Annotated in this window: 8 protein-coding genes; 5 read left to right on the top strand and 3 right to left on the bottom strand. The window is 76.5% G+C overall.

The window, feature by feature from the left end; genetic code table 11:
- Window positions 1–38 precede the first annotated feature (38 nt).
- The gene (locus O7599_RS30255; protein ID WP_281618780.1) at window positions 39–785 is read left to right on the top strand and encodes a uracil-DNA glycosylase; all 747 of its coding nucleotides are present in this window, start codon (window positions 39–41) and stop codon (window positions 783–785) included.
- A gap of 84 nt (window positions 786–869) precedes the next feature.
- A complete protein-coding gene (locus tag O7599_RS30250; protein ID WP_281618779.1) occupies window positions 870–1262 on the top strand; it encodes an MmcQ/YjbR family DNA-binding protein in 393 nt (130 codons plus the stop codon).
- Window positions 1263–1318: 56 nt separating this feature from the next.
- Here the strand turns inward: O7599_RS30250 and O7599_RS30245 are convergent, their stop codons facing one another.
- From O7599_RS30245 to glnII, 3 genes are all read right to left on the bottom strand, one after another.
- Window positions 1319–2755: an integrin alpha gene (locus O7599_RS30245; protein WP_281618778.1), complete on the bottom strand. Its 1437-nt coding sequence runs from the start codon at window positions 2753–2755 to the stop codon at window positions 1319–1321.
- 172 nt (window positions 2756–2927) lie between these two features.
- Window positions 2928–5942: a hypothetical protein gene (locus O7599_RS30240; RefSeq protein ID WP_281618777.1), complete on the bottom strand. Its 3015-nt coding sequence runs from the start codon at window positions 5940–5942 to the stop codon at window positions 2928–2930.
- Between the two features lie 471 nt (window positions 5943–6413).
- A complete protein-coding gene (gene glnII, locus O7599_RS30235) occupies window positions 6414–7457 on the bottom strand; it encodes a glutamine synthetase (RefSeq protein ID WP_281618776.1) in 1044 nt (347 codons plus the stop codon).
- A 270-nt stretch (window positions 7458–7727) separates the two neighbouring features.
- Between glnII and O7599_RS30230 the strand changes: the two genes are divergently transcribed.
- The 3 genes from O7599_RS30230 (at window position 7728) to O7599_RS30220 (ending at window position 12818) form a co-directional block, all read left to right on the top strand.
- Window positions 7728–9020 (top strand): sensor histidine kinase, encoded by a 1293-nt coding sequence (locus O7599_RS30230; RefSeq protein WP_281618775.1) that lies wholly within the window; start codon window positions 7728–7730, stop codon window positions 9018–9020.
- The gene (locus O7599_RS30225; protein ID WP_281618774.1) at window positions 8984–9634 is read left to right on the top strand and encodes a response regulator transcription factor; all 651 of its coding nucleotides are present in this window, start codon (window positions 8984–8986) and stop codon (window positions 9632–9634) included. The genes O7599_RS30230 and O7599_RS30225 overlap by 37 nt, the downstream gene beginning before the upstream one ends.
- Before the next feature lie 67 nt (window positions 9635–9701).
- The gene (locus O7599_RS30220) at window positions 9702–12818 is read left to right on the top strand and encodes an alpha-N-acetylglucosaminidase (RefSeq protein WP_281618773.1); all 3117 of its coding nucleotides are present in this window, start codon (window positions 9702–9704) and stop codon (window positions 12816–12818) included.
- Window positions 12819–12883 lie beyond the last annotated feature (65 nt).

Here is a 12883-nt window from a genome sequence, read left to right as displayed (position 1 = left end):
TTCACCACCACCCGCCGCGGTGGGGCATGCTGGCACCGATGACCACCTCGCCACCCCCGCTCCCCGCCGTCACCGCCCCCCGCACCCGCACCGTCGCCGAACTGGACGGGCGGCTGTGCGACTGCCGCGCCTGCCCGCGGCTCGTCGCCTGGCGGGAGGAGGTCGCCGCGACCAGGCGCAGGGCGTACGCCGACTGGGACTACTGGGGCCGCCCCGTACCCGGCTTCGGCCCCGCGGACGCCGCCATGCTGATCGTCGGCCTCGCGCCCGCCGCCCACGGCGCCAACCGCACCGGCCGGATGTTCACCGGCGACCGCTCCGGGGACGTCCTGTACGCGGCCCTGCACGCCACCGGCCTCGCCAGCCGGCCGGTCGCCACCCACCGCGGCGACGGCCTGACCCTGCGCGGCGTCCGTATCACGGCCCCCGTCCACTGCGCCCCGCCGGAGAACAAGCCGACGCCCGCCGAGCGGGACACGTGCCGGCCCTGGCTCGTCCGCGAGATCGAGCTGCTGCGGCCGACGCTGCGCTCGGCGGTGGTGCTCGGCGCTTTCGGCTGGCAGGCGGCGCTGCCGGCGCTCGCCGCGGCCGGCTGGGAAGTGCCGCGCCCGCGGCCGGTGTTCGGGCACGGGGCGCACACGACGCTGCACCGGGCGGACGGGGGCACGCCGCTGGAGCTGTACGGGTGCTACCACGTCAGCCAGCAGAACACCTTCACGGGACGGCTGACGCCGGCGATGCTGCGGGAGGTGCTGACGGGCGCGGCGATCGCGGCGGGACTGTAGCGGGAGCGGCCGTGGGGTTGCGCGGGGGCGGCGCGGGCGGGCGCGCTCGCCGGCGGTGTCAGTAGGGGCTCCCATACTGGGCGCATGACACCTGACCAGCTTCGCGCCGCCTGCCTGGAGCCGAACGGGGCCGTCGAGGAGTGGCCCTTCGACCGCCACCGGGCCGTCTCCGTCTTCAAGGTCGGCGGCAAGATGTTCGCGCTCAGCGAGCTGGCGGCCACGCCGCTGTCCGTGAGCCTGAAGTGCGAGCCGGACCTGGCGGTGCAACTGCGCGCGACGCACCCGGAGATCGTCGGCGGGTACCACCTGAACAAGCGCCACTGGAACACCGTCCGCCTCGACGGCGCCGTGCCCGAGGACCTCGTGCTGGAGATGATCGAGGACTCGTACGACCTGGTGGTGGCCAAGCTCCCCCGCGCCCGCCGCCTGGCCCTCGACTGGCCGGGCGAACGCCACCGGACACCCCCGGGCACGTAGCGGGGCCCGGAGCGGACCGCGCCGCCCGACCCGTGCGCGGCCGGCGCGGGGCCCGGCTACCGGGCGATGGCCTCGCCGAAGCCGGCGATGTCGCCGTCGACCCCGGCGCCCGCGGCGGTGACGTTGAAGGAGCCGGCCGTCGTGATGCCGCCGGCGGTGCCCCGGGCGTGCCAGACCATGCCCCGGCCGTTTTCCCACGGCACGCCCACGGTGAGGTCTGGCCGGCCGTCGCGGTTGCGGTCGCCCAGCGCGACCTCGGCACCGAACAGGTCGTATGTCTCGGGCGCCCCCGGCACCCCCTCGGTGTTCTGGTGGAGCAGCCGCGCGCCGGCACCGGTCAGCCCCGTCGGCGTGCCCCGCAGCAGCGTGACGGTCCCGGCGGCGGCCACGCCGCCGAAGGATTCACCGGCCACGCCGACGGCCACGTCGGCGTGGCCGTCGGCGTCCGTGTCCGCGACGCCGACCGACCCGCCGAAACCGTCCCCGGACTCTCCGCTGCCCGGAACGCCCGCGGTGCCCTGGTGGATCCGCTGCGGCCGCTGCGCGGAGTCGATGCCGTCCGGGCCGCCGTACCAGACGTCGACGGCACCGCCGACGGGCCAGGACTCCCCGTTCCGCGGCTCTTCCGGATACCCCGTCACCAGGTCGCCGTAGCCGTCGCCGTCGACGTCCCCGACGCCGCCGGTCAGCCCGCCGGCGTCGGTCAGGCGGGTGCGTGCGTAGCCGTCGCCGGTCCAGTCGTCGACGTAGATCCGGCCGCCCGGATCACCGCTGACCAGGCCGGCGAACACGATGCGCTCGGCCTCCGGGTCCGCGTCGACGTTCCCGTGGACACCGCCGCGGGTGGTGCCGAGCAGGGGGTCGCGCTGCTGGCTCAGCGGCCGGCCGGCGCGGGTGAAGGGGCCGCGGAGGTGGAACGGCCTGCAGCGGCCTGCCACGCTCACGTCGGGCGCGCCGTCGCCGTCCACGTCACCGGCGTAGAGCCCCTCGGCGAGGGCGCAACCGGTGTCCGGGGGGTTCGCCACCTTCACGGCGGCGGCGCCGCTCAGCCCGCGCGGCCCGCCCCAGAGCATGGTCAGCGTGCCGCGGTCGACGTCACCGCTCACGTTCTCGCGCGGCGCGCCGACCAGCAGGTCGGAGTAGCCGTCGCGGTCGAAGTCGTCGAAGACCAGACTGTGGCCGAACCGGTCGTCGTCCTCCGGTGACCCCGGGACGTCGGCGGTGGCCTGGTGGAACACGGCGCGCCGGCTCCCGTCCGGGCCGGCCGCGGAACCGTAGAGCACGACCACGGCCCCGGCGAGGGACTTGCCCGACACGGTGGCGGCGGGGTCGCCGATCGCCAGGTCGCGGTAGCCGTCGCCGTCGAAGTCGCCCTTGAGCCCGCTCGGGGCCGCCGCCGCGGGCGTCGCGACCGTCACCGTCACGCCGCCGGCGGCGAGGACGACGGAGGTGGCGAGTGCCACGAGGGCACGGTGGCGGGGCTGAGCGGTCACGTGGGCCTCCCGGTTCGGCGGCGGACGAGCGGTCCGCGGGCGTGGGAGAGACCCGTGGGACGGGGTGAAGGTTGTACGGCGGTACGGAAGTCGAGCGGTCGGGAGTCCGGCACCGCGGGGACGTCGAGCGGGCCGGGGCTGGTTCACCGAGGCGCGCCCGCCGGGGCGTCCGTCACGGGCTTTCCGAGTTGAGGCGGCGTACGGCGCCGACGGCGTCGCCGAGGGTCATGTGGTTCACGGCGACGATGGTCGGCAGCCGGCCGCGCAGCAGGGCGCACGTCCTGGCGCGGCGGACGATGACGTCGGCGTCGTTGACGGCGGCGGCCTCGGTGCGGGGGGCGCCCATGCCGTGGGTGACGAAGTGGTTGAGGAGGAAGAGCCGCTTGCGCGGGTCGCTGCCGCCGCGGTGGGGCGCGCAGTTCAACTCGTCGGCGCTGCGCGCGCGGTACGGGGTCTCGACGGCGTAGTCGTAGAAGTTGCGGTACCAGGGCGCCGGCCCGTCGGCCTCCTCGGCGAAGACCACGAGCCGCCGCCCGGAGTCGGCCATCTCGCCGAGCGTCGGCCAGGGCGCGGCGGGATCGGGATCGGGCCGGTGCAGGTACGGCCCGAGGCCGGCGGCGCGGAAGGCGCGGGCGGTGTCGCGGGGGGAGATGCCGTCCTGCACGACCAGCGTCACCACGTCCCGCGGGTGCGCCTCCAGCCAGCCGCGCAGCTCGCGCAGTTGCGCGGCGAGCGGGGTGGCACCCATCCGGCACGGCCCGTGACACAGCCACGTCCCGGGCCGGGGCCGCACGACGGAGTCCACCGCCCGCACGAGGGTCGCCCGCGCGGCGGCGTCGAGCCCCGCGGTGCCGGCGGGCGGCACGAGCCGCTCGGCGGTCTCCCAGTAGTGGGTGTCGAGGAGGAGCGCGCGGGCACCGCGGTCGAGCTGGCCGGTGAGGGAGACGTCCTGGTGTGCCCCGAGGAATCCGTCGGGGACCGTGGCCATGGCGTTGTGCGACCCGACCTGCACGACGCGGTCGTAGGGGCGGTCGCAGAGGGCGACGTCACCGTTGCAGGCGAGCGCGTCCGCGGAGGGCACCCCGACGAGCACCCAGACCTGCGCGAGCGCGGCGACGACCGCGGCCCCGACACCGACGCGCCGGACCCGGCGGGAGCGGGACGCCTTCGGCGGCGGGGCGCAGGCGCCGTCGGGCGGCGGGGCGGCGGCCGGGAGTCGGCGGACCGCGGGGGCCGTCGGCAGGGCGGCTGCGGCGCCCGGGTGGGAGGGCGCCCGCCCGGCCGGGACCGGATCGAGCGGTGGGGCGGCGGGGGTTCGGGACGCGGCGGCGGACGCGGCGTCCGGGCGGTGGGCGCGCGGCGTTTTCGGGGTGGCGGCGGTCGTACGGGCCGGTGGGGGCGGTGTCGCGGGGTGGGGAGCGGTCTTCGGGGCCCGGGGGCGCGGGTCGGTGGCGGGGGGCGGCGCCGTCGCGGCGCGGCCCGCGGCCGGCGCGGGGGTGCGGTGCCGGTGTGCGCGGGCGGGGCCGGAGGCCGGGCGACCCGGGCCGGTGGCCGCCGTCGAGCCCGCGCTGTCGGCGCCCGCGCTGTCCGTGACCGCGGTGTGCGGGGCCGCGGTGTGCGGGGCCGCGGTGTACGGGGCCGCGGTGTACGGGGCCGCGGTGTGCGGGGCCGCCGCGTCCGTCACCCCGGTGCCTGTCACCGCCGTCCCCGTCACCGCGGCGTTCATGGCCGCAGCGTCCGTAACGGCGGTGTCCGTGACCGCGGCGAGCGTGCGGCGCAGTGCTCCGCGGGCGGCGGTCGAGGCGGTGAGGGCCAGGGCGGCGGCGGCGAGGGCCAGGGTGAGCAGGGCTCCGGCCCAGGTCAGGGCCGCCTCGCGGTAGAGGCCGGCCACCACGTCCGTGAGCAGCGCCGACACGCTGGGCGGCAGGCCGTCGGGCACCAGCCGCGCGGACGCCGGAAGCGCCGCCCACACCGCCGTCCCCGCGGCGGCGGTCAGCACCGCGGCGCCCGCGCACGCCGCGGCGGCGGTACGCGCCCGGGGGCGCCGGGCCCGGGCCGCCGCACGCAGCGCCGGCACCACGGCCCCCGCCGCGGCGGCGGCCACCGCGGCGACGGCCCACCACGACGCGGACGCGGCGAGCACGATCCGTACGACCGCCCCCCGCTCCGGCACCCACCCCGACAGCTTCGGGGCGGCCCCGGCCGCCGGACCCGGCCCGGCACCGGTCTCCGCCACGGACGGCGCCCGCGCCTCCCCCACCGCCTGCACCCTTCCGTCCGGGCCGGCACCCCCGCCCGCAACCAGCGCTCCCCGCCCTTCCTCCCACGCGTCCGAAGACGAGCCCGGCGGCCCCACGGCGTCCCGGCGCGCCACCAACGGCGCCCCCGTCTCCGCCCCGTGCACGCCGACAGCCTGCGGCCCCACCGACCGCGCCCCGCCCCCCTCCGGCACCCCCGCCCCGGACCCCCCGGCCACCGACCACAGCTCCGGCCGCCCCACCACATCCCCCCGCCCCACCAACAGCGCCCCCGCCTCCGCCCGCGTCCCGGCCCCCGCCGCCGGCGCGTGCCGGTTCTCCCTCGCCCCCGGCAGAACCTCGTCCAGGGCCGTCATGATGCGCCGTGCCGTATCCGGTGGCCACGTCTCGTGGACGAAGCCCGCCACCGCCGCCCGCAGCGCCGACGCCGGGGTCGCCGCCGGCCGCGAGGGGTTCACGTACTCGCGGAGGCGGTTGATGAGCTGGGTGAGGCCGCGGGCCGCGGCCGGGTCCGCGTCGGCGCGCAGGGCGCGCAGTTGGTCGCTGCCCGCCTCCGTCGCGCTCTCGGTGACCGGGCCGCGCCAGTCGTCGCCCGGCGCCGGCCCCCCGGTGCCGGTCAGCGCCGCGACCAGGGCCCGCGCCTGCCGGTGCGCCGCCTGCTCCAGCGCCGGGCGCGGCACGAGCAGCGGCAGGTTGTCGACCACCGCGTCGCTGCGCAGCGGGATGCCCAGCGCGCCGGTGCGCAGCGCCCGGCGGACGGCGGGGTCCGGCAGCACCTCGTCGTACACGCGCTGGTAGCCGTCGGCCTCCCGGACCGCGCTCGTGTAGTACGCCGGGTCGGCCACCGTGTACCGGCACAGCAGCAGCACCGTCAGTGCGCCCAGCAGCGCGGCGGCGATCGCCGTCCAGACCCGCCGCGCCCCTGACATGCACTCAGCCTCGGCATCTCCGGGGCCCCGAGCCAGCGCAGCGCGGCCGAACGAGCGAGCCGAACGGGCGAGGGGACAATCCGGTTGCACCAGTCCGTACGGCCGCCGGAGAGCGCGCGGTGCCCGATGAGGTACGCGTACGACCCGACGAGCGCGCGGGGCTGCGCGCTCGGCCCTGCTGCCGCCCGACCCCCCGACCGCCGGGCTGGAATCACCGCCGGAGGACCCCCGGCAAGGGCTTCAGCGCCGCCGTCGCCGCCCGGGGCACCCGAAGTCCCGCCGCGCACGACGCGAACGGGATCCGCGGCGACCGCGACCCGGCGAGCCCCGCCACGGCCAGGGGCTCCGGGCGCAGCGGCTACGCGGACTCCGCCCACCGCCGCGCGCCGCTCCGCAATCCCCCCGCGCTCCCCACGCTCCGCACCCCGGCATCCGACGGCCCCGGCCGCCCCCGCGGCCCCCGGCCCGTCCTCAGTCCAGGCCCGCCTTCTCCAGCGCCGCGCAGCACGTGTCCACCATCAGCCGCGTCACCACGTACGGGTCCACGTTCGCGTTCGGCCGCCGGTCCTCGATGTACCCCTTGCCGTCCTTCTCCACCTGCCAGGGGATCCGCACCGACGCGCCGCGGTCCGACACCCCGTAGGAGTACTCGTCCCACGGCGCCGTCTCGTGCGCCCCGGTCAGCCGGCTCTCCACACCCGCGCCGTACGCGCGCACGTGCTGCAGCGGCTTGTCGCCCTCCCCCAGCGACTCGCACGCGGCGACGATCGCCTCGTAGCTCTCGCGCATCCGCCGGGTGGAGAAGTTGGTGTGCGCGCCCGCGCCGTTCCAGTCGCCCTTCGCCGGCTTGGGGTCCAGGGTGGCGGAGACGCCGAAGTCCTCGGCCGTACGGTAGAGGAGCCACCGCGCGACCCAGAGCTGGTCCGCGACCTCCAGCGGGCCGAGCGGGCCGACCTGGAACTCCCACTGCCCCGGCATGACCTCGGCGTTGATGCCGGAGAGGCCGAGGCCCGCCTTCAGACAGTTGTCGAGGTGCGCCTCGACGACCTCGCGGCCGAAGATCTCGTCGGCGCCGACGCCGCAGTAGTAGCCGCCCTGCGGGGCCGGGAAGCCGTTCTCGGGGAAGCCGAGGGGGCGGGAGCCGCGGAAGAACGTGTACTCCTGCTCGATGCCGAAGACCGGCTCCTGGCCGGCGAAGCGCTCGGCGACCTCGCGCAGCTCGGCGCGGGTGTTCGAGGCGTGCGGGCTCAGGTCCGTGTCGAGGACCTCGCACAGCACGAGCACGTCGGAGCCGCCGCGCAGCGGGTCGGGGCAGGTGAAGACGGGCTTCAGGACGCGGTCGGAGGAGCTGCCCTCGGCCTGGTTGGTGCTGGAGCCGTCGAATCCCCACACCGGCGGCTCCGCGCCGGTCGCGACGATCTTCGTCTTCGAGCGCAGCTTGGCGGTGGGCTGGGTGCCGTCGATCCAGATGTACTCGGCCTTGTAGCTCGCGGGGTGGCTCGATGCGTGGCTCACGGTCGCCGTCCTTCGTACCTGTGCGGGCGGGCGCGGTCGTCCCGCCGGTGTGCGGTGTCGTCCTGCCGGCAGCCTCGCAAGCCGCCGTTTCCCGTCCGTTGCCCGGATGTAAACCCGGTGTGTCCCCCGCCTCCCGTACGACGGGGTGGTGCTAGCTACACCCCGGCCCGGGGGTACGGCCCCGTGCCCGCGTCAGGTCCACGCGGCAGACTGTGACTCGGGACGGGCACGTAGCCGGCAGGCACCCGCAGGAGCAGAGGGGACACGGAGATGATCTTCCGGAACTGGGCGCTCACCGGCGCACGGGCGCTGGCGCTGACGGTGCTGTGCACCGCGGCCTCGATCACGCTCTTCGTACTGACCCTCGTCTCCGTCGTGCTGATACCCGTGCTCGGCATCGGCCTGATCACCACGCCCTGGGTGCTGGAGGGCGTGCGGATGCAGGCCAACCTGCGCCGGCTGCTCGCCGCGCAGTGGTCGGACGTGCGCATCCCCGCCACGTACCGCCCCTGGCCGCCGAACCTGCACGGCGGGCTCGTCGGCCAGGCGCAGCGCACCCGCCACATGCTCACCGACCCGGCGACCTGGCGCGACGTGCGCTGGCTGTTCACCGACATGATCGCGGGCACGGTGCTCGCCGTCGTGACGGTCGCGCTGACCTTCTACCCGCTGGAGGGGTACGTGCTCGCCGCCGGCGTCTGGGACCCGATCACCTCCGGCGGCGACCACACCTACTGGTACGGCTTCGTGCCCGTCTCCTCGCAGAGCACCGCGCTGATGGCCGCCGGACTCGGCACCGCGCTGCTCGTCGTCGGCCTCTTCACCAGCCACCGCCTGCTGGGGCTGCACTTCCAGATGACCAAGGGCGTGCTGGCCCCGCGCGAGGTCGAGCTCGCCCAGCGGGTCGCGCGGCTCACCGAGACCCGCTCGGACGCCGTCGACAACTCCGCCGCCGAGCTGCGCCGCATCGAGCGCGACCTGCACGACGGCGCGCAGGCCCGGCTGGTCGCCATGGGCATGAGCCTCGGCACCATCGAGGCGCTCATCGAGAAGGATCCGGCCAAGGCGAAGGAGCTGGTGTCGCGGGCCCGCGGCGAGTCCGCGGAGGCGCTGACGGAGCTGCGCGACCTGGTACGGGGCATCCACCCGCCGGTGCTGGCCGAGCGGGGGCTCGCCGACGCGGTGCGCGCGCTGGCGCTGCGCATGCCGGTGCCGGTCGAGGTGGACATCGACCTGGGCACGCCGCCGGGGCGGGCGGCCGAGCCGGTGGAGTCGGCGGCGTACTTCGCGGTCAGCGAGGTGCTGACGAACGCGGTCAAGCACGCGGAGGCGCAGCGCGTGTGGCTGGACATGGGGCACCGCGACGGCATGCTGCGGATCGCGATCACGGACGACGGCCGAGGCGGCGCGGCGGTGGGCAAGGGCTCCGGGCTCGCGGGGCTGGAGCGCAGGCTCGGTACATTCGACGGCGTACTGGCCGTCAACAGCCCGGTCGGCGGCCCCACGATGGTCACCCTGGAGATTCCGTGCGCGCTGTCATCGCCGAAGACCTCTTCCTTCTGAGGGACGGTCTCGTCCGCATGCTCGAGGCGTATGACTTCGAGATCCTGGCCGCGGTGGACAACGGCCCGGAGCTGGCGCGGGCGCTGGACGAGCTGGAGCCGGACGTCGCGGTGGTCGACGTCCGGCTGCCGCCGTCGTTCTCGGACGAGGGACTGCAGTGCGCGCTGGAGGCGCGGGCGAAGCGGCCGGGGCTGCCGGTGCTGGTGCTCTCGCAGCACGTGGAGCAGTTGTACGCGCGCGAGTTGCTGGCCGACGAACGGGGCGGGGTGGGCTATCTCCTCAAGGACCGGGTGTTCGACGCCGACCAGTTCATCGACGCGGTACGGCGCGTGGCGGGCGGCGGTACGGCGATGGACCCGCAGGTGATCTCGCAGTTGCTGAGCCGGCGGGCGGCGCAGGACCAGCCGGTGAACACGCTGACGCCGCGGGAGCGCGAGGTGATGGAGCTGATGGCGCAGGGGCGGTCCAACGCGGCCATCGCGGAGCGGCTGGTGGTCACGGAGCGGGCGGTGGCCAAGCACACGTCGAACATCTTCGGCAAGCTGGGGCTGCCGCCGTCGGACGACGACAACCGCCGGGTGCTGGCGGTGCTGGCGTACCTGGACCGCGGCTGACGGAGGGTCACTTTTCACCCGTTTCCCTCCGTTGCCCCCTCCCCCCGCGCGTGGCTACGGTCCGCTGATGACGGACATGACGCGACGCACGATCCTGGGCACGGCCGGCGCGCTCGGCGCGGGCGCGGCACTCGTCGGCGGGCAGGCGCACGCCCGTAGCGTGACGGCCGGAGACGGCACCACGGCGGACGCGGCAGCGGGCAGGGGGTTCGACGTGACGGCGGCGAGCGAGGCGCTGGAGCGGCTGCTGCCCGACCACGCCCCGCAGTTCGTGCTCACCGCCCTCGACGGCGACGAGCGGTTCACCGTCAGCGGCCGGCCCGGCCGGATCGAGGTCGGCGGCACCAGCCCCGCGGTGCTGCTCACCGGCGTGCACTGGTATCTGAAGTACACCTGCCGCGCCGTCGTCTCCTGGTCCGGCAGCCAGACCCGGCTCCCGCGCCGCCTGCCGGCGCCCGCGGCGCCGGTGGAGCGCCGCGCCACCGTCCCGGCCCGCTTCGCGCTCAACGACACGCACGACGGCTACACCGGCCCGTACCACGACTGGCCGCGCTGGGAGCGGTTCCTCGACGTGCTCGCCCTGCACGGCTGCAACCAGGTGCTCGTCACCCCCGGCACCGAGGCCGTCTACCACCGGCTGCTGACGGAGTTCGGCTACACCGACGCCGAGGCCCGCGCCTGGCTGCCCGCCCCCAGCCACCAGCCGTGGTGGCTGCTGCAGAACATGAGCGGCTACGGCGGCCCCGTGAGCCCCGCGCTGCTGGCCGAGCGCACCGCACTCGGCCGCCGCATCGTCGGCCGCATGCGCGAGCTGGGCATCTCCCCCGTCCTGCCCGGCTACTTCGGCACCGTCCCCGACGGCTTCACCGACCGCCACCCCCTCGGCCGCACCATCCCCCAGGGCACCTGGGCGGGCCTGCCCCGCCCCGACTGGCTGGACCCGCGCACCGAGGTCTTCCGCGACGTCGCCGCCGCGTACTACCGCCACCAGGAAGCGCTGTTCGGGCCCGTGGCGCACCTGAAGATGGACCTGCTGCACGAGGGCGGCGACCCCGGCGACGTCCCCGTGCCGGAGGCCGCGCGCGCCGTCGAGACCGCGCTGCAGACCGCCCGCCCCGGCGCGACGTGGGTCATCCTCGGCTGGCAGGAGAACCCGCGGCGCGACCTGCTCGACGGCCTCGCCCACCCCGAGCGGATGCTCGTCGTCGACGGCCTGTCCGACCTGGAGCGGGTCACCGACCGCGAGGCGGACTGGGGCGGCGTGCCCTACGCCTTCGGCACCATCCCCAACTTCGGCGGGCGCACCACGATCGGCGCCAAGACCCACATGTGGGCCGAGCGGTTCGCCTCCTGGCGGGACAAGCCGGGCAGCGCCTGCGTCGGCACCGCGTACATGCCGGAGGCCGCCGAGCGCGACCCGGCGGCGCTGGAGCTCTTCACCGAACTGGCGTGGCGCGCGGAGCCGGTGAACCGCGAGGCGTGGTTCGAGGAGTACGCCGCCGTGCGCTACGGGGGCGAGGACCCGGCGGCGCGCGCGGCGTTCGCGGCGCTGCGCGAGACGGCGTACGCGATCTCCAGCGCCGACGGCCGCCCGCACGACTCGCTCTTCGCCGCCCGCCCGTCGCTGGACGCCCGCTCGGGCGCGTACTACGCGACCAAGACGCCCGCCTTCGACCTCGCCGAGTTCGACAGGGCGTTCGGCGCGCTGCTGGGCGTCGCCCCGGCGCTGCGCGCCTCGGACGCGTACCGCCACGACCTCGTCGACCTCGCACGGCAGGCGCTCGCCAGCCGGTCGCGGGTGCTGCTGCCGCAGCTCAGGGCGGCGTACGGGCGGAAGGACGAGACCGCGTTCCGTACGCTGTCCGACCTGTGGCTGAAGCTGATGGCGCTCAGCGACGAGACCACCGGCGCGCACCGCGCGTTCCTCCTCGGCCCGTGGCTCGCCGACGCCCGCCGGACGGCCGCCGACGACGCGGAGGCCGCGCTGCTGGAGCGCACCGCGCGGGTCCTCGTCACCACCTGGGCCGACCGCCCCACCGCCGACGGCGGGCACCTCGCGGACTACGCGAACCGCGACTGGTCCGGGCTGATCCGCGACTTCCACGCGCCGCGCTGGCGCGCGTACCTGGAGGAGCTCCAGGACGCGCTGGCCGCGGGGCGGGAGCCCGGGCCCTTCGACTGGTACGCGGTCGAGGAGCCCTGGACGCGGCAGCGGAACCCCTACCCCGAACGGCCCTCCGGCGACGCGCACGCCGTCGCGCGGCGCGTCCACGACGTGCTGGCCACCGCGCCGTACCAGGGTGTCGTGACCGCCGTCGCGGATCCCCCCGCCCTGGCGCCGGGCGGGACGGGGCGGCTGACCGCCGCCTTCCGCAACATGTGCGGGCTGGCCGCCACGGGCGCCGTGGAGCTGGAGCTGACCGGCCTCGACGCCGCGCCGCCGGGCGCGGCGACCCTGCCGCCGGTGCCGGCGGCGGGGCGGGCGGAGTTCGCGTGGGAGGTACGGGCGCCCGCCGGGCCGCCCGCGGAGCCGCTGACGCCGCTGGGGTACGAGGTGCGCACGGCGTACGGGATGGCGGGGCAGGACCCGGTGACGGTGCACACGCCCGGGACGCTGTTCGTCGCCGGGCCGCTGGACGACAGCGTCGCCACCGTCACGACGAACGCCGCCGTCTTCGGGCAGCTCGGCGACCGCTGGGCGATCGACGGCGGCGGGGCGGACATGTGGAAGGCGACCGCCGAGTTCGGCGCCGTCTTCCGGCCGGGGGCGCTGGCCTCCGGCGGCGCGGTGACGCTGACGGTCGACGCCCAGGCGCCGACGGGCCCGTGGGCGCGGGCCGGCATCGTCGCCCGCAACGACCTGCGGACGGCGGGCGCGGCCGGGTTCCTCAACCTGGCGGTGACACCGGCCAACGGCGTGGTGCTGTCGTACGACTCGAACGGCGACGGCACGCTGGACACGTACCGCCGCGTCACGGACGTCACGGCGCCGGTCACGCTGCGGCTGACGCGGGCGGGCGACGCGTTCACGGGCGCGTTCTCCACGGACGGCGGGGCGATGTGGCGCACGGTCGCGACGGTGACGGTGCCGGGGACGGCGGGGGCGCAGGACGCGGGGCCGTTCATGTCGGCGGCGGCGGGGGTGCGGGGGACGGTGGAGTTCAGCGGCTGGACGAGCGCGTGAGGTGACGGGGGCGGGCCGGGCCCCGGCCGGGGTGACCATCCGAGGATTCACTCGTTTAACCCAGC

This window comes from Streptomyces sp. WMMC500 (assembly GCF_027497195.1).
Classification (GTDB): domain Bacteria; phylum Actinomycetota; class Actinomycetes; order Streptomycetales; family Streptomycetaceae; genus Streptomyces.
Note: the sequence above shows the minus strand (reverse complement) of the source record. Positions and strands in the feature narration are given on the sequence as shown.